This is a genomic window from Paenibacillus sp. FSL H8-0079, from assembly GCF_037991315.1.
Classification (GTDB): Bacteria; Bacillota; Bacilli; order Paenibacillales; family Paenibacillaceae; genus Paenibacillus.
Window position 1 is genome coordinate 5,405,336 of record NZ_CP150300.1, and the last position, 19,457, is coordinate 5,424,792.

Below are 19,457 nucleotides of genomic sequence, written 5' to 3' on the forward strand. Positions count from 1 at the left end.
GCCAAGATAACCCACGGTTTTGCATAAAGGGGAGCTCATTTTCGTTCATAATAACTTATATAGCCAAAAGGCGAGTCTCCATTCATCAGGAGACTCGCCTTTTGGCTATTATATAAATTAAGAAGTTCCTTTTTGTTTGCTTGCCTGCATCTGCTGGGCAAATCGCATCATCTCTTCGAACTCTTCCTCGGATACGGCATCTCCATCGGTGCTTATGTCTTGTACAATCGGAATTTCGGGCTTGGCTTTGGTTCCTTTGCCGTATGTACGGGTACGGGTTCCAGCTGCACCAGCAGCCTGTTTGCCTTTGACCTTAGCCTGATCGCGAATATATTGGACGGCTTTCTCGTAGGAGTTCACCTGCTTGAGCAACATGTTGGAGGCGATCGCCTCAACGAAGTTACGATTAATCCGCTGCTCTCCGCCGGATACAAGCAATGCCATCAAATAATGAATCAATACATTGATGACTTCGCCAGGCAACTTGTAGCTCAGATCAATTTTCTCAAATATATCGATCAGATTGTCCGGTACTGCGCCCGGGAAAAATGTCTGCAGCAAGCGGGTATATGGCTCATTACGCAACATCATATTGTATTGGTGAATATCACACTTGGTCATAAATTGCGGAGGCACTTCGACGTAGTATTCCATCTGTACCCCATGCTCAACAGGTGGTTCACCAGAGTCCTCTTTCCGTTCAGGCTCCTCCATATGCTGTCTCAGTGCCACGACCTTGGCTGCCTGTACAGTCTGTTGCTCATGACGCTTCTTCGTCTGTCTGAACTGCATACTCGCCTTATGTTGGAGATCATCCAGAATCAGTTGGCCCTGTGGACTGAAGATATCATCTTCATCCAGCAGACGGCATACATCCTGCACACTGAGGTTAAACTTGTTCACTACATAATTTACAATGCCCAGTTGTTCATGATCGAATCGCAGCTGTTCTACGTGACGACGATTGACGGACTCCCGCGGGAAACGCAAAATAATGTCGGCATAGTTCAAACTGTTTTCTTCCGCTGCATCATTCGTGCCTGTCCGCTGGGCCGTAGTCGATACTTCCGACAATGCCTGCTCCAACTCGTAATCAATTACATGGGTATTCAATTCAAATATATCGTAAAAGGGAACGGAAATATTCTCTTTATTGGCTGCCGGATAAGGCGCGTCCCCATTTTCCACTGCCGAGAAACCGGAACGCAGGGAAAGCACGGCGAATTTACCTATCTTATCACGAAGCAGCAGTGTCAAATGCTGTGTCCGGAAAAATTCTGCCGGAGAGAGCGGCGGTTGCAGCTCATATTCGTAGATGTAATCATCATTTTCCGGAATATATAGCCGTGAAGTCTGAAGTAGCCCCACTGCCTCAAGCTTGGATGTCTGCTCTAACAAATATTTGCGCCCTTTCTCACTTGGCTCTAGCCCAAGTGTCATGAACAGCCTCCGTTGCTGTTCAAGCGGCGAATAACCGACCTGTTCACCGGGAAGATGCTGAAACAACAGCCGATACAAGCCAACCGCAAAAGCACCTACCATGGGCTGATATGCTCCTGTAAGCATACGGTCATCCAGGGCGCTAAGTCCAAACTCCCTGTATACGCAGTAGCGATGATGTTCAGTATAATGGTGCAGATTCTTCATGCGCATAGCCTGATCTCCTTCTCCCCAAAAGTATGTTTATCTATTCTATCATAAATGTCTGATCCTCAAATGCTCAAAAACAGGTAAAAAGATGGCCTGTTCTCGCTCCGTTTCGTCCTAGGTCGACATCATTCACGTTTTCGCCGAATTAAGCAACTTTCGAAAAAAACATGTCGAGAGTCGCTAGAATACTATAAAAGCTCTACAAGCAGAATACAAGTAAAGATCTGAAGAAAATGTTCTCCAGATATATATGAAGTACAACTCTACAATAATCCATTTTATATAAATGAACAGCAAAAAAGCCTTCCCTTTGTACTCGTAAGCGTTTACGACAAAGACAAGACTTTCACGCGATTACAGTCATGCATGTGTTACCTCTTTCCAGCACACTAAAACATTCTGTACCCACCCAGACGCAACTTCTGAATCGTCCAGCCACTGATTACCGCACCAGCCAGTCCAGCGATACCCGTCATATAATCTACAAGCTGGAAAGAACCCAGATGTGACACCAGAGATGACGAATGATCCCATAGAGAGTACACAACAATAGGCAGAATTACAATAATGAACAGATAGGAAGGAAACCAGGTTGTCTTCATCAGCATATTCAGAATGAAACCGATACCAAACATCATAACGAAAAATAATACCATTAATACCAGCACAGGTATAAATTGCATCGGCCGACGTTCACCTCTTCTTTCACGCATTCGGGTTTCACTTCTGGATAGTAGTTAGTGTACCGCAAAAAATGTGGCGAAGCAACGAACTTTCTGGACAAATTTCCCTATATTCACGCTCTGTCCATTTGCCCTTCTGCTTCATGTTGGGATACAATGTAAACGATAAAGCACTCACCCGTCCCTTATAGTACGTGTTCAAAAAGACTGTTTTTCAGTACCGAGAAGATGGAATGAAGCTAGAAATGGAGTAGCGGAGCGTAGATAGAGCTACGTGAGCAGCGGACATTTCGGCTGAATGCCATATTCGATGCTGATGATGCCACCAGGCATCATTCGTAATCAAAAGCGGACTTTTTGAACAACCTCTTATAGGGATTTGGAAATATACCTTGCAGGAGGAACACAACCAATGAACGAAGCCGCATCAACACTGGAGGGCTGGTATGCCCTGCATGATTTTCGCTCGATTAACTGGGCCGCCTGGAAAGCAGCAGATGATGAAGAACGTGCTGTAGCACTGGACGAGCTTCAAGCCTTCTGGAAAGAATGGAAAGAAGTCGAGGATTCATCCAAAGGAAGTACAGTCGTGTATACGGTTGTAGGTCAAAAAGCAGACCTCGTCATGATGCACCTGCGTGAAACGCTGGAAGATCTGAAGGCTGTTGAGAACGCGTTTAACAAAACGATGTTTGCCCAATACACAACCAAATCGTATTCCTACGTCAGTGTAGTGGAACTGAGCAACTACCTTGGCAAAGAAGGCGAAGACCCGATGCAGAATCCGGATATTATCGCCCGTTTGAAACCTGTTCTGCCGCAACGACAATACATCTGCTTCTATCCGATGAACAAAAAGCGTGAGCTGAATGACAACTGGTACATGCTGTCCATGGACGAGCGTCGCACCATGATGCGCAGTCACGGCATGATTGGTCGCAGCTATGCAGGTAAAGTGAAACAGATCATTACTGGTTCTGTCGGTTTCGACGATTGGGAATGGGGCGTTACGCTGTTTGCGGATGATGCACTTCAGTTCAAGAAACTCGTCTATGAGATGCGTTTCGATGAAGTTAGCGCCCGTTATGGCGAATTCGGTTCGTTCTACGTGGGAAGTCTGTTGAACGAAGGAACTTTGGAAGAGATGCTTAAGCTGTAAAAATAGTGCAACACACAATAAAGCACCGCGACATCTCCTCTAAAGGATATGTCAGCGGTGCTTTTCTCATTCATGTACAAATGGACAACCAAGTCGGACGATGATCCATTTGCAGTTGTTCACTCTATTTTGTAAGTCTCAGTTAATTCTTAATCCTCGTCCTCTTCATCTATCGCTTTCAGTGATTCGAGGAATTCGGCTGTGGCCCGGTCACGGTCTCGACCCTTCTCTTTAAGCCGCTCAATCGCGGGCAAAATGAGAATATCCACTTCTTTCTGCACAATGTAGGCCAGATCATACTGATCCTGTTCCTCCAGATAACCACCGACCTGCATCAGGGCGTTGTATCGATCCAGTTCTTCACGCGTTAATAGTCCCCGGACCTGAACACTGCAATGTCTCATCCAAAAAACCGCCCTTTCTTCAGGACTAACGGAATACCACCAATAATGAACAGATAGCGCAGATCAACCAGCTTCTTCAACTGAGCCGCTTTCCAGCCCTTGTATTTCTTACCGTCTACAACGGCAATCGCTTCACCTTTACCCAATGAAGCAACCGTACCTTTGCTCGTAAATACAAAAGGTTGTGGCTGTTTCTTGCGAATGGATGCCACGACGTTTTTGGCACAGTTCACACCCTGTTGCATCGCAATCTGGGCTGTTGGCGGATAAGGCCGTCCTTCCGCGTTGAACACAAGTGAATTATCACCAATGACATAGACATGCTCATGCCCTGGAGCACGCAAGTAGTCATCTACTTTCACACGTCCTCGCATCACTTCAAGACCGGCCTGTTCAAGCAGTGAGTTACCGCGAATACCGCCGGTCCATACGACTGTAGCCGCATCGAGCTTTTCACCCTCACCCACAATAACCCCGTCCGGGAGACATTGCTTGATTGGAACACCAATTTTGAAAGTAACGCCCTTCTTCTTGAGCACATTCATCGCATGCTCTACCAGTTCCGGATCAAATCCAGGCAAAGCCGAAGGCGCTGCCTCTACATTGTAGATATGCACATGTTTCGGATTCACGTCGAACTCTTTGCACAGCTGTGGAATGCGGTCTGCAAGTTCAGCTACGAATTCAACGCCACTGAAACCTGCTCCGCCTACGACAAACCGAATACGATTTCGTTTGTTGTCGTTTTTGTACATCGCAAATTGATATTCGATGTGTTCTCGAATCAGTCTGACCGAATTAATGCTACGGATCGTCATGGCGTGGTCGTGCATACCCGGAATACCGAAGGTCTCAGGTTCCCCACCTAGTCCAATAATCAGATAATCGTAGGATAATGTGCCGTCCTCCAAAATAATCTTCCGATCCTGCAGACGAATCTCCTTCACGGAAGACTTGACCAGATCAATCTTGAACTCATCAATCAGCTTCGAAATAGGGACTCTTGCATGCTCAATGGTATCCGTGCCGGCTGCCGGCATATGTAGATGTGTAGTAATATAATGGTAATCATGCCGGTTCACCAATGTGACATCGGCCTCGTTATAGTTCAATTCCTTCTGCAGCCGCTGGGCTGTCAGAATCCCGCCATAGCCCGCGCCGAGGATGACGATTTTGGGAATACTGCTCATGTCTATACCCCTTCCGGTTTCACTTGCACCAGCCCAATCCTGGGTGAGATGCAAAATACACTTACTTACAAATATTGATGAAGTCTTGCCCATTATGACAACAAATGTTAACTTCGCGAATTTATTTAAACGTTTGCATCAATTTCATAACTCACAAAAAATGGATTTATGAAATTGATTCGCATGCACGCAAGTTATCGTTTCAAGTTGTGAAATTAACCACAAGTTTTCACAAAACACGGGAGTTGTATTCACATTACTTATTGACTCTAAATTAGACAAAAAAACACATAGTACAGGTCAAGGATATCTGTATTTCTGGTAAAGATCAAGGTTTTTTTTGTTATTTTTCATAACCTTTCATTTCCAATTTCATCCTATTCTCATCTGATCTTCATCAATTATTCTCAGATTAGTGATGCAGCTAACTTTGCAACCCTGAATACACCGTTTATAATAGGAAAGACAGTTCAGCACCAACGCCGGTTACGATACGTAGCCCGCACATTCTTCCTGTTAACTACCTATTAAAATATGAAAGGTGTTGTTGATTCTTGACTGCACAGAATTCCAGTCATGATATGACTGATTTGCTTATTATCGGTGGAGGCCCTGCGGGTCTGTTCGCCGCATTTTACGGTGGGATGCGTCAGGCATCCGTTACACTGGTTGAAAGTATGCCACAGCTTGGTGGACAACTTGCTGCTCTTTATCCGGAGAAATACATCTATGATGTAGCCGGATTCCCGAAAGTAACGGCTCAGGAACTGGTGAATAACCTGATTGAGCAAATGAGTCATTTTAACCCGAACATCCGCCTTGAAGAAAAGGTTGTATCGGTTGAGAAAAAGGATGAACAACATTTCGTCGTGAAGACGGATGAGAATGAATATCATGCCAAAGCCGTCATTATTACAGCTGGTGTAGGTGCATTCGAACCACGTCGCCTGGAGCTTGAAGGTGCTGCCAAGTTCGAGAAGAGCAACCTGCACTACTTCATCAATGATCTGAATGCCTTCGCTGGCAAAAAAGTACTGATCAGTGGTGGCGGTGACTCCGCGGTAGACTGGGCACTCATGCTGGAGCCAATTGCTGAGCAAGTAACACTGATTCATCGCCGGGACAAGTTCCGTGCACATGAGCACAGTGTCGAAAACCTGATGAATTCCAAGGTTAATGTCGTTACACCGACTGAAATCACGGAACTTCATGGGGATGACACCATTACCAAGGTAACCCTTTCCCATGTGAAAACCAAAGAAACACAGGAAATCGAAGTAGATGACGTGATTGTTAACTTCGGATTTGTCTCTTCACTCGGACCAATTGCCGAGTGGGGAATCGAAATTGACAGTAACTCCATCGTTGTTGATTCCCGCATGGAAACATCCATTCCAGGAATCTTTGCTGCCGGAGATATCACAACGTATCCAGGTAAACTGAAGCTGATCGCTGTCGGATTCGGTGAAGCCCCAACAGCAGTCAACAATGCGAAGGTATACTTCGATCCGGATGCCAAGTTGTCCCCAGGCCACAGTAGCAACATGAAACGCTAGTTTCGCTGAAATAACATAATTGACACAAAAAAGGGTATCTTACTCCTGAGTCAATCCATATCAGGAGGGATACCCTTGTCTTATATATGCCCGCTGTGTAACGGTCTGGTTGTACCGGAGCAGGCTTGCCCCCACTGCCTTCAGGGACTGTTAGAATGCGGCAAATTGGACGACTACACCGGACCATACAGCCCCTACGTATTCCAACTTTCCTCTGACACGGCAGACGAAGCCGAAAACGTTTGCAATCATGTGATGTACTGTCACCATTGTCAGACGAGCACGCCATGGCCTGTCTTACTATGGGACTTGTCCGGAAACCTGTAACATTGCCTGCAATGAGGATCTCTAGTGAAGAATGGCAGATACGTCGGTACCCAGTTTGCGCTTATGGATTTCTGCCAACAGCAGTGCGATGAAATCTCGTTCGAGATTCAACTCAATCGCTTTATGGTAGGAATCCAACAACATCTCATCGGATAACATAGCCATTTCCCGCCACAACCTTTCCTTTTTTTTCCTCAAAACTATCATATCAGAGATTCATATAGAGAACAAGCGTTCTTGTTATCCACAACGATATGTGGAAATCCTGTGCATAGTTTGTTGATAATTGGTAAAAATGTTGAGTAATCAACGTGTATAGTGTGGACAATATTTATGCACAGGGAAGATGTACGACCATCAGAACGTTTATCAGCGTATTTTTTTTGGAATAAATTCATAGTTTCAAGACTTGTTGCGAGTAAATTACCCTGTAATGTAAAATTTCAAACGTTTTTCATACCGTTTTCTTCTATATATTATCGGTTTTTCTTGGATTTTCTTGAGCTTTTCCATCCATTTTTTATTGTGGTCTGGTATTCACTTCCAGAATCCAGATCTTGCCTGAATAATCCAGTCCATAATCAAATCCAAGCTGACCTACACCGGGGAACTGACTTTCCATAATGTACGTGCATGTCAGTGTTAGGGAGCGCATCTCCCGGCGTTTGTGCCGACCTGATATATGGGGCAGGGATAAACCAAGGGCTCGCCTTCCCGATAACATGGTGCCACCTTTGCTCAGATTCGTCACACAGAGTCCTGGGCGAGCGAGTCGTCCTACCAAGGAACGGAATACCCAGCCTCGTTCGGTCTTGACGACTTTGACTCTGTAATCAACAGGTCTTCCTTGAATTGTTGCCAGATGAATGCCCTGCTGAATCAAATACCTGCGTCTTGCCTTTACACGCACCAGCGAGCGATACATCTGACTGAAACTGGCGAAAGAACGTGTCGTTTTCATATGGGTGTATCGATAAGTCCCTCCGCCCGCCGATACCCGGATGACACCGTAACCTCCACCACCGACAATAGGTTTGACATACACCATTCCATAACGACTGAGCATGTGCAGCAGATTCCCCGAGTTGAATGCCTTGGTCTGTGGAATATGGACAGCAGCTACCGGGTACTTCAGCAGTGCCGCTGTCTTCCGCCATTTGCTTGCAAGCTGTCTCGACATGGGTTGATCTCCTTCCCTAGAACAATAGTCCTTCCTTATACATACTCAACAGGAGCCGTGCTTTCTTGGATGTCTGTCCAAGGCAAAGGCCCCTTTTCCCTGGAACATGTCCCAGGGTGATGGCGGAAAAAGGAACAAGCGCCCGGTTTGCTTTTCAAACAAGTCAATCTGTCGTATGCTACTAAGGAATGGCTGGAAGGGCTTAAATATGAGGATCTAAGGAGCGTTCTGAAGAAATGGAAGCATTTTTCAAATCACTGTATGGCGTAGCCTATTTTGCAATGTCGATCGTTCTGGTAGCCGTCACGGTACTTCTCTTTGTCACAGGTATCCGACTGTTTATTCAAAAGCGCAATCGCGGCTTTGCTGTGAGTTGTCTTATATTTGCCTGTTTCATCGTCTTTATCATTGTTGTTATGTTAACTACGCCCTTCTCTGCCACACCTCCGGGTTCACCGGAAGCCATGGCTGCCCTGCTTCACTTCGGGTAGTTGAACCTCTGTAGAAGGAGATGCTTATGACACATAATGAAACTTTAGGAATTATTGATATCGGCTCGAACTCCATTCGGCTTGTAATATACGAACTGGATCAGAACGAAGCCTATCGCATCATTCATGAAGACAAATACGCCGCTCGTCTGAGCAGCGTTGTTGAGCAGGATGGTACCATCCTGCGCCATTCACTGGATAAAGCGATCACTATCTTGCGTCAATTCAAAGCGACCTGTGATGCGTATCAGACCAAGCTGATTCGCGCAGCAGCTACGGCAGCTATTCGTAATGCAAGCAATGTCCTGCAGATTATCGAATGGCTGGAGACAGAGACGGGGCTTACCATTGAATGCGTATCGGGTGATCGGGAGGCCTATTATGGTTTCCTTGGTGTCACTCAATCCATTGATCTGGCCGACGGTTACGTCGTGGATATTGGAGGCGGCAGCACGGAAATCACGGTCTTTCGGGATCGGAAAAGGTTACATAGCATCTCCCTCCCCATTGGTGCAGTAAATTCACATGCCCGTTACGGGGGTGAAGATCAGTGGAGCGAAGCGAATGCGAATGCACTGTGCAACGAAGTCATTCAAGCTCTACGTGGACAGGATTGGATTGCTGAGCACCCCGGTCTGCCACTTATCGGACTTGGAGGCACAATGCGTACACTCGCCAAAGTGGAACAGAAGCGCACCCAGTATTCGCTGCCTGTCACTCATCATTATGAGATCGGTGAGGAAGCGATGGAGAACATCGCACGTTCATTGCCACACCTCACCTCGGCACAGCGCAAAAAGGTGCCTGGGCTCGCCAAAGATCGTGCAGATATCATCGTGCCTGGCGTATTGATCCTGCGAACTGTTTTCAGATTAATACAGGGCGATCGGTATGTGGTTAGTGGTGCGGGGTTACGAGACGGGTTGTTGCGAGATTACATGGCTGGAGGTCAGCCGGTCATTCCAGACGCGCTGAAGGACAGTATCCGTAACTTTATCCATTTTGGTCCGCCTATTCCAGAGAAACGTCTGCAACGGATTCATCAGGATGCGGTTACCCTGTATACAGCACTACAAGGGTCTGCTCCTGATCAAGCAGATGCCCGAATCCTGTATGCGTCCTCCATGCTGCATATGGCTGGTAAGCAGATTAACTATTTCCGTTATACGCAGCACTCGGCCTATTGGATCATGAATGCGAGCATCTATGGACTTTCTCATCGGGAGACCATTCTCAGTGCCAGTGCGGCCGATTATCATCCTAAAAAAAGAACGCCCCAGCTGCTGAATAAGCACCGGGACATTCTGAAAAGCTCGGATGAGCGGCATGCTCATCGTATAGGCTCTCTGCTGCGTGTAGCCGAAGCCATCAATCGATCCGAGAGCATCGCTACGATCGAAGCAACAAAAGAAAACGACTCGCTGCAGGTGCAATTCACCTGTACAGCCGAGCCGTTACTGGAACTTGATGGCCTGGAAGAGGCCGTCAAGGACTTACAGGAAGCCTGGGGAGTTACGTTAACGCACTCCATTCAGCAGGCTTCCAAGGGATAATTCCCATGGCCTCCGTCTGACTTCTCAGCGGGGGCTTTTCATTTTCTACAAATACATAATTGCCACCAGGCATAAGTTGTCTCGCTTTGACATTATCCATAAGGGATAGATTAAGGATATCCACCAGCATCTTTTTCAGCTCTGGATCGAATACAGGACACATCAGCTCAATTCTTCGATTCAGGTTACGTGTCATCCAGTCTGCACTGGAGATGAATACATCAGGGTTACCGCTATTTTCAAAATAAAACAACCGTGAATGCTCCAGGAAGCGGTCCACAATGCTAATGACCCGAATATTTTCACTGAGCCCCTCTACCCCCGGACGCAGGCAGCATACGCCGCGCACGATCAGATCGATCTGTACTCCGGCTTGAGAAGCCTCATACAATTCATCAATCATGTCCTGATGGGATAAGGAGTTGATCTTGGCGATGATTCTGGCAGGTTTGCCTTTCAGCGCATGCTCCGTTTCTCTACGAATCAGTGAAAACAGTTCGTCCTTCATACCATCCGGAGCAACGTGGAACGCCTGTAATGCCTTCGGACCGGAATAACCGGTAATCTCATTGAACAATTCGGATGCATCTTCTCCAATAATCGGATTGGAGGTGAACAGTCCCACGTCCGTATACACTTTGGCTGTACTCTCATTATAGTTACCGGTTCCTACGTGAACATAACGTCTCAAACCCTGCTGTTCCCTGCGTACGACAAGAATGATTTTAGCATGGGTTTTCAGTCCAACCAGTCCATAAACGACGTGACAACCGGCCTTCTCCAGCTTACGGGCCCAAGCAATGTTGCGCTCTTCATCGAACCGGGCCTTCAATTCCACGACAACCGTGACCTGCTTACCACTCTCAGCAGCAAGCGCAAGTGCCGGAATAAGGCGTGAATCGCCATTGACCCGATATAGGGTCATCTTGATGGCCAGAACTCTTGGATCTTCCGAAGCCTCCAATATAAAGTCCGTAACCGGCTCAAACGATTCATACGGATGATGCACCAATACATCCCGTCTGCGCAGCAGCTCGAAATGACTTTCTCTGGGCAGGAACTCCAGTGGATAGACGGGTTTCACCGGACTGTATTTCAGATGTGAGAAGCCCTCCAGACTATCTACGAATCCAGCCAGAAAACTCAGATCGAGTGGTCCATCAATTTCGTATACCGGGTCCTGAATATCGAATTCATCCTGCAATTCCAATAAAGCATCCGCACGAAAATTCTTGCATACCTCCAGTCGTACAGGTGCTCCTCGGCGTCTGCGCCGCAATTCCTTTTCAATGGCCTCCAGCAAATCTCCGGTTTCTTCTTCATTAATGAACAGATCCGCATTGCGGGTCACCCGGAATTCCTGTACAGCCAGCGAAACATATCCGCTGAACAGAGTGTGAATATGATGTTTGATGAGGTCTTCAATCAGTATGAATGTTTTCTTTTTGCTATTCGCCCGGATTGGGGCCTGAACCACCCGCGGCAAATTGGAAGGTACCTGAACAATAGCCATAAATGGCTCGCCCCCTAGCTCCTCTTCCTTCTGCAGCATCACGGACAGATAGACAGACTTGTTGTGCACCAGTGGGAATGGACGACTCTGATCAATCGCCATCGGTGTGAGTACCGGAAAAATAATCTCATGGAAGTACTGGTCCATTGCACGTTGCTGTGTCACATTAAGATCTGTATAATCCTGAATGTTCACGCCTTTCTTGGCGAGTAAACGAATGAGTTCATGATACGTTTTATACTGTTCGGCGACCATGGTCCCGGTTCGTTTGATCAATCTGCGGTATAATCCCGAAGGCGTATACCCTGTAAAATCCTTTTGCGTGAATCCGGCTTTGATCTTTTCTTTTGTCTCCGCGACCCTTACACTGACGAACTCGTCCAGGTTACTGGCGACAATGCCGAGAAACCTCATGCGTTCCAGCAACGGTGTCGTTGGATCCTGAGCCTCCTGCAATACGCGCCGATTAAATTCAACCCAACTCAAATCACGATTAACGTAGTTGCCTGTTTTGACATCTCTATGCATATATGGCCTCCGAATGTGTTGTATCTATCCTTAGTTAGATGTTCTCATATAATTGTACTATTCGTAATCAACATCAAGCGTCAGCGCAGTGTAAACGCTGCGTAAAATTTATGTAAATGATACCTCATGGACGCAACTTTTTCCATCCCTTTACAAAGGTCAATAGACAGAGTAAAGTGAAGTACAGTGTGATTTGGTCCGGTTGCTTGTTATCATTTCCAAATATCAATATTTAAAGGAGTATATAATGAAATCCAACAAACCTAGAACGTTACAAAAAAATATAGAGTTTTTCACGGCTGCACTCTCTCAATGTGTAGTGAGTGCATGGCAGGAAGACCCTGCTGGCGTCTACTGTGAAGTAGGTAGCGGCATCGTCGAGCGGATCAGTGAAGACAGCGTGCGCATTCGCAACAATGACGGAACGAAGAGTCACTATGCACGAGATATTACGATGTTCCAGACCGAAAAATAATTTTGCGTAAATACGTAAAAAAGACTAGCTTTCCCAAACAAGGTGTTGTATACTCTTGCCACAAGGAAAGGAGGTGCGTCAACATTTCTAATGTCATGTTGAACGTGTCCCTTACCCGATCCACTAGCTCAAAATAAAATGAGTCTGGTGGAGGCGCGGGATACGGATCAATGTTTTAAAAAGCGCCACGGGTAGAAAAGCCGTCTTCGGACGGCTTTTTGTTTTGTCTTTTTTCATAGAGAGGTTGAGAAAACACCCAAAATATTGGAAATGGACCCTTTAGTCGAGTAAACCAGGATGGCTATAATTAGGATGCAACTCAACCCAAATCCGAGGAGGCATCTTGTAATGTTCAAAAATGTAAGGGGTTTCAAGACATCCATCATGTTGGCTTTTGTTTTGTTATTCACCTCCATCATGTTGCCCGCAGGTCAGCATGCCAGCGCAGCACCAAGTTTCGCCAAAGGAGCCGACATCAGCTGGGTTCCCGGAATGGAAGCCCAAGGTTACAAATGGAAAGATAAAAACGGGGTACAGCGTGACATCATTGATATTTTGAAAAAGGACTATCAAATTAACTCCGTTCGCATTCGGGTCTTTGTTAATCCTTCGAATGATTATGGGAACGGTTACATGAATAAGGAACGTGCGGCTACACTCGCACAACGTGCTAAAAATGCCGGCATGAGCGTAATGCTTACCCTGCATTACAGCGATTCTTGGGCAGACCCTGGTCAACAGACCAAACCAGCTGCCTGGAAAAACTATACCTTCCAACAGCTCATGGATGCGGTGTGGAATCACACACGTGATGTCATGACTGCGATGCAAAGCAAAGGCGTTACCCCGGACTGGGTACAGATCGGGAATGAAACAAGCAACGGCATGTTATGGGAAGATGGTAAAGCGTCCACCAACATGAAAAACTATGCGTGGCTGGTGAACACAGGCCATAATGCAGTGAAATCCCTGAGCAGCGGCACCAAAACCATTGTGCATCTGGCAGGTGGGGATGATAACGCCCTCTATGTATGGAATATTGGTGGTTTGATCAATAACGGAGCTAACTTTGACATGATTGCCATGTCCCTCTACCCTTCGGCTTCCGGCTGGAATACGGCTGTAACGAATACGGTAAACAACGCCAAGGATCTAATCAACCGGTACGGAAAAGAGATCATTATCTCCGAAATCGGCATGGACAATAATCAGGCTGCGGCTGGTAAAAGTTTTGTCGCGGCGATGAAAAACCAAATCCGTAATCTGCCAAATGGCAAAGGAAAAGGCGTATTCTACTGGGAGCCTCAGGCTACACCAGGTTATAACAGTGGCTACGGCAAAGGCGCTTGGCAATCGAATATGATGCCAACGGTTGTCATGGAAGGATTTATTGACTAGAACACGGAGAGGTTAGAAGTGTGGGCTTTGGGGGGCAGCGTGGTGGGCGTTCCGGTGGCGGATCGTTCTTATGATCGCTGTTATCCCCAGATTTTATGAATTCCCCTCCTAAGGGGAAAATCCGGGGATAAAGGCGCAGTGTATGCTTACGATGTAGCTTTCTTTCAGAAAGCTTTTAGCTCCGCTTCTTCAGAATCGATTCCGCCCCCTCCACTACGTTGCTGCTCAATGAGACACTTCTAAAACCGTAGGTAGTCAAATGATTAAGTAGTAAGGTAAAACAAGGGCTAAAGGCGCTATTCCTGGGGGAGTAGCGCCTTTTGGCGATGAAGTGTGTTGAACAGTTGAAGGTGCCATTTTGTAGTGTGGGAGGCGCTGCGATTGGCTGTTCCGAGCGGATCTTTCTTATGAGCTAGGCTGAATGCAGAATGGTTTTTTCACTTACATATGAATATAATAAAATAAACATGCAGAACATCGGTTAGCTTATTTCAAGAGCGGGGGAATATGGATGAGTTTTTTAAAAGGGATGGGTCAATTAGCTGGAGAAGTTACCGGGAAAGTATTGGGTGGCAGTGTGCGGGTTGTCGGTGAACTTGCGGGAAGTCCCTTTATCAAAGAAATCGGAAACGGCGTAGAGAAAGCTACGATTAACACAGGGAAAACCGTTGGACAACTGGCTAGCGGGACATATGATCTGGCGAATGGTGCGATTCGAAAAGATGATACCGCCATAGACGCGGGGCTTGCTGATATTGGAGGTGCCGTAACCAATACTGCAAAAGGTGTAGCGATATCAGCCAAGTATGTCTATAAAGGTGGTAAGGATGTCGTCGTGGGCTTGAAAGAGGAAGATAAGGACAGAGTCAAGCTTGGCGCCAAGAATCTTTTAGCTGCCGCTGCGGTGACAACACTCGCTGTAGGTGTGATTGATGCAGTTGATGGGGTTGAAGGTGTGGATACGGCAGAATCTGGATTAGATCATCAATAACACGACGATAACCGCTGAAACACAGCCTAACAGGGCAACAAAAATATGTAGGCAACTAAATGAGATTTTTTCAATAAAAATCCGTTGTTTCTTCTGAATAAAGCACGAGTAGATGAGCACTGTAACCACAATCGGTAGATATAAATGAAGATCAGGGCCATCAGTACTCGGTAATAGTTTATGAATAAATCCACCTATCGTCTCGTTGATGAGCATAAATCCATATATAATACCGATTACCGCTGAAACAGCAAACTGAAATATTGTCTGAACTACATCATTCTTCAAAAAGAACAAACCTCGTTTACGGTATAGGTCACTAACCATAATATATGTTGCCTCCTCGTTTTTTTTGATTACTCTCTTATGATTACTGCTCCTGTATTTTACCATAACGTCGATCAGTTGCCTTTTTAATTTTTACCGACTTATCGCTCCCCCACAAACGAAAAATGGCCCTGTCCACCTCATTGGCGGACAGGGCATTTATGGCGATACTAGCAGAATATCGCTCTATTCAGCTTACCTTGGCAAGTCTCGTAGCACGTATCGATGCGGTAGCGTATACGATAAGCGCTGTCCAGATCAGCGCGAAACCAACGAGAAGAACTGGCGAGACTGTTTCCTTGAACACGAACACACTCAGGATCAGCATTATCGTCGGCCCGATATATTGCACGAAGCCGAGCGTGGACAACGACATCCGAGCAGCTGCCCGTGCAAAGAAAAGCAACGGCAACGCCGTCACCACGCCGGCTAGAAGTAATTCGAAGAACATGGGCGCAGGCAACGTCCATGCTGTTGCTTTTCCCACGATGGCCAAGTAGATCCAGTATCCGAGTGCGATGGGAAGAACTACAGCTGTCTCCGAAAACAAGCCCACAGAAGCGTCTTGCTTGATCTTCTTCTTTGCCAGACCGTACAAGCCAAATGACACGGCCAGCGATATCGCAACCCATGGGAAACGCCCATAGTCGATAGCGATGATAAGCACCGCAACACCAGCAATGGCAATCGCGAGCCATTGGCCACGGTTTGGCTTTTCATGAAGGAAGACAACCGCCAGTAGCACGTTCAGCAACGGATTCAAATAATAGCCCAGACTTGTCTCAACGACATGACCATTGTTAACTGCCCAGATGAAGATCAGCCAATTAATGGCGATCAACAGTCCGCTAGCTGTGAGAGATAACAAGAGCGAACGGTCAGCCACAATCCGTTTCATGTCCCCCCAGCGGCGCTGGACGGCAACGAGAATACCCATGAAGACAAACGACCAGACAACCCGATGCGACAGAATCTCGCCTGCCGGTACATTTTCAAACAACTTCCAATACAGCGGGAGAACCCCCCACATGATATACGCAATGATTGCGTTGATTAACCCATTGTTCATAACTTTTCCCCTCTTAACGCTCTGATGTCTCAACGGATTATACGCCTCGATCCTCGTTTAAGTAAAGGGACGCTATTTGTTTAAAGCATTTTTTTCATCTCATAGTACTCGGCTTTTGTCTCATCGCCGCGCTCCCTATAAAACTGAATCAGAATATTCAGTGCATTGTCAAACTTTATCTCATAAGGTTGCTGTATACTTAACGTCCATGAATAAGGCCTATTTTCAAATAACATGCCTTTGTACACTTCCACAAGCTGCTCGAGGCTTTCCATTTTACTCTTATCTTCATTATAACGTTCATTGAAGTAATCGAACTCCAACAAATCGACTTTCATGTCTTCGAGGTTGAGACTAATATTTCCGAGTCTGCTCTTGAGCAAATGATGGATTCCAAACGCGTCGAATCGCTTCTTTAAGTTATATTGTGTCGTATATAAGTTCGCATAACCTTTATCCATTACCAAATCCGGCCATAAGTCATTAATGATTCGTTCTCTAGGCACGGACTTGCCGTTCATGCATAACAAATAGGCGAAGAGCTCTTCTGTTTTTTTGGTTCTCCAATTGTCGTCTATCACTTTCCCGTTTATAGATACGGCAAAATCACCAAAACACTTTATCTCGACTTGGTGCCCCATAGTGCTTTTACTTCTAATCTTCTTTATTTTTTCCACTGTGACATAAAGCTGTTCGAATTTCACCGGCTTAACGAGGAAATCCAATGCCTTTGTTTCAAGCGTGTCTGTCACATAGGCATGGTGAGCCGATGTAAAAACAAAATCCATATCCGGTCTTTTTTTGAACATCATCCCGAGCAAGGCTATGCCATCGATCTCTGGCATTTCGATATCCAGAAAAGCGAGGTCAGGCTGTATTCTGCTCATTTCATCCAAAGCTATTGCAGGATCTTCATACATGGCAACAACTTCGACACCCGTAATTTTCTCCAACTTGCTTTTCAAGTTCCGCAGCGCATAATATTCGTCGTCTACAATAATAACTCTCATGGCTGCTCCTTAATGGGTATATGAAAATGAACCGCAGTTCCTTTACCCTTCTCGCTGACGATTTGAAGCTGTGTTCCATACTCGGCCTTAAGCCTCGCGTTTATACTGGCAAGCCCAATACCCTTGCCTTTCGAGTATTCAAGCAGGTTATGTTGGTCCGCGTCTTCAATGCCGACACCGTCGTCTTCTACCGATATGAAGTAGCTCTGTTCAAGCTTTTTAATCCTGATCTTGACTGTTCCTGCAATGTTCCTTTTACGTATCCCATGTCTTATCGCATTCTCTACCAAGGGTTGAATAACGAAGCGCGGTACCTTCAACTGAATGTCTGAATCAATGTTATAGTGGATACCTATTTTTCCTGGGAACCTGGCTTGCTCAATGCGAACATAAAACTTGATTGCATCCAGCTCCTCATCGATAGAAATATATCTCTCCGAATTGCTGTAATCGAATATATTCCTGAGATAATGGGATAAATCGTTGACCAAGCTTCCCGCTTTTTCTTGGTTTTCAACAATAACTCCTTCGATCACGTTCAACGTATTGTGAATAAAATGTGGGTCCATCTGCGCTCGTATAAAAGCAAGCTCAAACTGCCTGGATTGTATTTCGGAATTTTCAAACAATGTTTGATTGTATTTCTTCTCTTCATCTAGACTATTGATGATTTCTGCGAGAGATAAGGAAAAAGCAATAGCCGACACACTAGAAAGAAAAAATATGTAATATACCATAATGTAACTTTGAGGTATTGCTCCGAAAGACATCATATAAAACAGAACTACCGACACAAAGCACAGGAGCCATGCAGCTATGAGTTGTGGTGAACGCAAGTTTTTGCGTCTGATTCCTCTAATCATAATTATAAAGTACAATACAAACATCATAGCAGATGCGATTGCACCCAGTCCCCCCAACTCTTTACTGATGAAAAAAAAGATCAATAGAGTAATGGGGAAGCAAATGATGAGCACCTTCAAACAAGAATCGATCATGGGAAACTTGGTTTCAGTCTGAAAAATCGCTCTAATGAAAATTGCTATGGAAAGCGACATGAGAATACCGAACCCTGTGGAATATTCCGCAAGCAGGTAAACGTATTTGAAGCCCGTGATATTTATAAGTCCGGCTGTCGCTATGTTCCACAACAAAGTAGTGAATACATAGAAACAGGATTTTAAAAACGTTTTGTTTTTTATGGATAATCCCATGATTAGATTATAAAAAAACAATGCCAGCAAAACGCCGAATAAGATGCCACTCGCCCAGACGTTTATCATACTTGTCTTTCTAAAAAGTTCATCATTTACAATTTGTACAATAAAGTTCTGTCCGTATAACGACTGGCTTGTCATGTATATGTACTGATTAGGATCAAAATGAAGCGGAATTTTGATTGCTGGGTAGACATAATCGATCTCATCCGAATGGCTCTTATATGCGTACCCGAAATGCTTTGTTATGTAATCGTTACTTGTCGGGAGGTACAACGTTACATCTTCAAACAGAGGGTTGTTTATTGTGAGGTAATTCAATTCATCCGCGTCATATTGGTTTATTTTTATTTTGAACCATAAGCGAACCGGAGAATAGCCAACTTTGGAATAGTTTCCAGGTAAAGCTGCGAATTGATCGCTGACTTTAACATCGGACAAGGTCATGTTTCCTGATTTGTCCCGTAGAACTTCCATACGGATATCATCTTTAGATTTGTTCACATCCTGAAAGTAAACGACGAAAACGAATCCGGTACAAAGTGATATCGCTAAAAAAATAGTTATTACTTTCATTCTAAATATAATGGATTCTGATCTCATTAACATACTCCCCAGTAAACTCGAACGTTGTCGACTCTTGGAGTAATTTTACCATGGTTCCGTCCATCCTTCAAAAAGATTATATAACTTTGGTTGTCGTATTTAATTGGGACACATGAATTCGACTCTTACT

General features: G+C 45.4%; 18 protein-coding genes. 8 read left to right on the forward strand and 10 right to left on the reverse strand.

Annotation, left to right across the window (positions count from 1 at the left end; translation table 11 throughout):
• Positions 1–117: 117 nt before the first annotated feature.
• The gene (locus MHI06_RS24125; RefSeq protein WP_036605770.1) at positions 118–1,653 is read right to left on the reverse strand and encodes a helicase DnaB; all 1,536 of its coding nucleotides are present in this window, start codon (positions 1,651–1,653) and stop codon (positions 118–120) included.
• Between the two features lie 386 nt (positions 1,654–2,039).
• Entirely contained in the window at positions 2,040–2,333 is a 294-nt protein-coding gene (locus MHI06_RS24130) for a YuiB family protein (protein ID WP_264935111.1), read from the reverse strand.
• Positions 2,334–2,745: 412 nt separating this feature from the next.
• Between MHI06_RS24130 and hemQ the strand changes: the two genes are divergently transcribed.
• Positions 2,746–3,492: a hydrogen peroxide-dependent heme synthase gene (hemQ, locus tag MHI06_RS24135; protein WP_169480614.1), complete on the forward strand. Its 747-nt coding sequence runs from the start codon at positions 2,746–2,748 to the stop codon at positions 3,490–3,492.
• A gap of 149 nt (positions 3,493–3,641) precedes the next feature.
• Here hemQ and MHI06_RS24140 read toward each other — a convergent pair whose 3' ends face one another.
• Positions 3,642–3,896: a hypothetical protein gene (locus tag MHI06_RS24140; RefSeq protein WP_340399353.1), complete on the reverse strand. Its 255-nt coding sequence runs from the start codon at positions 3,894–3,896 to the stop codon at positions 3,642–3,644.
• Positions 3,893–5,086, reverse strand: a complete 1,194-nt coding sequence (locus MHI06_RS24145) for an NAD(P)/FAD-dependent oxidoreductase (protein WP_340399354.1) — start codon at positions 5,084–5,086, stop codon at positions 3,893–3,895. The genes MHI06_RS24140 and MHI06_RS24145 overlap by 4 nt, the downstream gene beginning before the upstream one ends.
• A 554-nt stretch (positions 5,087–5,640) precedes the next feature.
• Between MHI06_RS24145 and MHI06_RS24150 the strand changes: the two genes are divergently transcribed.
• Together MHI06_RS24150 and MHI06_RS24155 are read left to right on the forward strand one after the other, a co-directional pair.
• On the forward strand, positions 5,641–6,642 hold the full coding sequence (locus tag MHI06_RS24150) for an NAD(P)/FAD-dependent oxidoreductase (RefSeq protein WP_340399355.1): 1,002 nt from the start codon (positions 5,641–5,643) through the stop codon (positions 6,640–6,642).
• A gap of 75 nt (positions 6,643–6,717) precedes the next feature.
• Positions 6,718–6,969 (forward strand): hypothetical protein, encoded by a 252-nt coding sequence (locus MHI06_RS24155; RefSeq protein WP_340399356.1) that lies wholly within the window; start codon positions 6,718–6,720, stop codon positions 6,967–6,969.
• A 21-nt stretch (positions 6,970–6,990) separates the two neighbouring features.
• On the opposite strand, the gene MHI06_RS24160 is transcribed toward MHI06_RS24155, so the two are convergent.
• A complete protein-coding gene (locus tag MHI06_RS24160; RefSeq protein ID WP_017692430.1) occupies positions 6,991–7,134 on the reverse strand; it encodes a sporulation histidine kinase inhibitor Sda in 144 nt (47 codons plus the stop codon).
• 355 nt (positions 7,135–7,489) lie between these two features.
• Positions 7,490–8,149, reverse strand: coding sequence for a YheC/YheD family protein (locus MHI06_RS24165; RefSeq protein ID WP_169480618.1), 660 nt, complete (start codon positions 8,147–8,149; stop codon positions 7,490–7,492).
• Between the two features lie 236 nt (positions 8,150–8,385).
• On the opposite strand from MHI06_RS24165, the gene MHI06_RS24170 reads away from it, so the two are divergent.
• Both MHI06_RS24170 and MHI06_RS24175 read left to right on the forward strand, forming a co-directional pair.
• Positions 8,386–8,640, forward strand: coding sequence for a hypothetical protein (locus MHI06_RS24170; protein ID WP_062837940.1), 255 nt, complete (start codon positions 8,386–8,388; stop codon positions 8,638–8,640).
• A 26-nt stretch (positions 8,641–8,666) separates the two neighbouring features.
• The gene (locus MHI06_RS24175; protein ID WP_340399357.1) at positions 8,667–10,193 is read left to right on the forward strand and encodes a Ppx/GppA phosphatase family protein; all 1,527 of its coding nucleotides are present in this window, start codon (positions 8,667–8,669) and stop codon (positions 10,191–10,193) included.
• Here MHI06_RS24175 and ppk1 read toward each other — a convergent pair.
• A complete protein-coding gene (gene ppk1, locus MHI06_RS24180) occupies positions 10,153–12,234 on the reverse strand; it encodes a polyphosphate kinase 1 (RefSeq protein WP_169480620.1) in 2,082 nt (693 codons plus the stop codon). The two genes, MHI06_RS24175 and ppk1, sit on opposite strands and share 41 nt — an antisense overlap.
• 247 nt (positions 12,235–12,481) lie before the next feature.
• On the opposite strand from ppk1, the gene MHI06_RS24185 reads away from it, so the two are divergent.
• The 3 genes from MHI06_RS24185 (at position 12,482) to MHI06_RS24195 (ending at position 15,098) form a co-directional block, all read left to right on the forward strand.
• Positions 12,482–12,709: a hypothetical protein gene (locus MHI06_RS24185; protein ID WP_062837943.1), complete on the forward strand. Its 228-nt coding sequence runs from the start codon at positions 12,482–12,484 to the stop codon at positions 12,707–12,709.
• 384 nt (positions 12,710–13,093) lie between these two features.
• The gene (locus tag MHI06_RS24190) at positions 13,094–14,107 is read left to right on the forward strand and encodes a glycosyl hydrolase 53 family protein (protein WP_340402181.1); all 1,014 of its coding nucleotides are present in this window, start codon (positions 13,094–13,096) and stop codon (positions 14,105–14,107) included.
• A 511-nt stretch (positions 14,108–14,618) separates the two neighbouring features.
• On the forward strand, positions 14,619–15,098 hold the full coding sequence (locus MHI06_RS24195; protein WP_340399358.1) for a hypothetical protein: 480 nt from the start codon (positions 14,619–14,621) through the stop codon (positions 15,096–15,098).
• Positions 15,099–15,615: 517 nt separating this feature from the next.
• On the opposite strand, the gene rarD is transcribed toward MHI06_RS24195, so the two are convergent.
• The 3 genes from rarD to MHI06_RS24210 form a co-directional block, all read right to left on the reverse strand.
• Positions 15,616–16,494 (reverse strand): EamA family transporter RarD, encoded by an 879-nt coding sequence (gene rarD, locus MHI06_RS24200; protein WP_340399359.1) that lies wholly within the window; start codon positions 16,492–16,494, stop codon positions 15,616–15,618.
• An 80-nt stretch (positions 16,495–16,574) separates the two neighbouring features.
• Positions 16,575–17,504, reverse strand: coding sequence for a response regulator (locus tag MHI06_RS24205; protein WP_340399360.1), 930 nt, complete (start codon positions 17,502–17,504; stop codon positions 16,575–16,577).
• Positions 17,501–19,324 (reverse strand): histidine kinase, encoded by a 1,824-nt coding sequence (locus tag MHI06_RS24210; RefSeq protein ID WP_340399361.1) that lies wholly within the window; start codon positions 19,322–19,324, stop codon positions 17,501–17,503. The genes MHI06_RS24205 and MHI06_RS24210 overlap by 4 nt, the downstream gene beginning before the upstream one ends.
• Positions 19,325–19,457: the final 133 nt, after the last annotated feature.

Excerpts from the sequence above, each read along its gene's own strand:
- MHI06_RS24195 (WP_340399358.1), top strand. The coding sequence starts at position 14,619 with ATGAGTTTTTTAAAAGGGATGGGTCAATTAGCTGGAGAAGTTACCGGG.
- rarD (WP_340399359.1), bottom strand. The coding sequence starts at position 16,494 with ATGAACAATGGGTTAATCAACGCAATCATTGCGTATATCATGTGGGGG.
- MHI06_RS24130 (WP_264935111.1), bottom strand. The coding sequence starts at position 2,333 with ATGCAATTTATACCTGTGCTGGTATTAATGGTATTATTTTTCGTTATG.
- MHI06_RS24140 (WP_340399353.1), bottom strand. The coding sequence starts at position 3,896 with ATGAGACATTGCAGTGTTCAGGTCCGGGGACTATTAACGCGTGAAGAA.
- MHI06_RS24160 (WP_017692430.1), bottom strand. The coding sequence starts at position 7,134 with ATGGCTATGTTATCCGATGAGATGTTGTTGGATTCCTACCATAAAGCG.
- MHI06_RS24210 (WP_340399361.1), bottom strand. The coding sequence starts at position 19,324 with ATGAGATCAGAATCCATTATATTTAGAATGAAAGTAATAACTATTTTT.
- MHI06_RS24125 (WP_036605770.1), bottom strand. The coding sequence starts at position 1,653 with ATGCGCATGAAGAATCTGCACCATTATACTGAACATCATCGCTACTGC.
- MHI06_RS24165 (WP_169480618.1), bottom strand. The coding sequence starts at position 8,149 with ATGTCGAGACAGCTTGCAAGCAAATGGCGGAAGACAGCGGCACTGCTG.
- MHI06_RS24185 (WP_062837943.1), top strand. The coding sequence starts at position 12,482 with ATGAAATCCAACAAACCTAGAACGTTACAAAAAAATATAGAGTTTTTC.
- MHI06_RS24175 (WP_340399357.1), top strand. The coding sequence starts at position 8,667 with ATGACACATAATGAAACTTTAGGAATTATTGATATCGGCTCGAACTCC.
- MHI06_RS24205 (WP_340399360.1), bottom strand. The coding sequence starts at position 17,504 with ATGAGAGTTATTATTGTAGACGACGAATATTATGCGCTGCGGAACTTG.
- MHI06_RS24170 (WP_062837940.1), top strand. The coding sequence starts at position 8,386 with ATGGAAGCATTTTTCAAATCACTGTATGGCGTAGCCTATTTTGCAATG.
- ppk1 (WP_169480620.1), bottom strand. The coding sequence starts at position 12,234 with ATGCATAGAGATGTCAAAACAGGCAACTACGTTAATCGTGATTTGAGT.
- hemQ (WP_169480614.1), top strand. The coding sequence starts at position 2,746 with ATGAACGAAGCCGCATCAACACTGGAGGGCTGGTATGCCCTGCATGAT.
- MHI06_RS24190 (WP_340402181.1), top strand. The coding sequence starts at position 13,094 with ATGTTGGCTTTTGTTTTGTTATTCACCTCCATCATGTTGCCCGCAGGT.
- MHI06_RS24145 (WP_340399354.1), bottom strand. The coding sequence starts at position 5,086 with ATGAGCAGTATTCCCAAAATCGTCATCCTCGGCGCGGGCTATGGCGGG.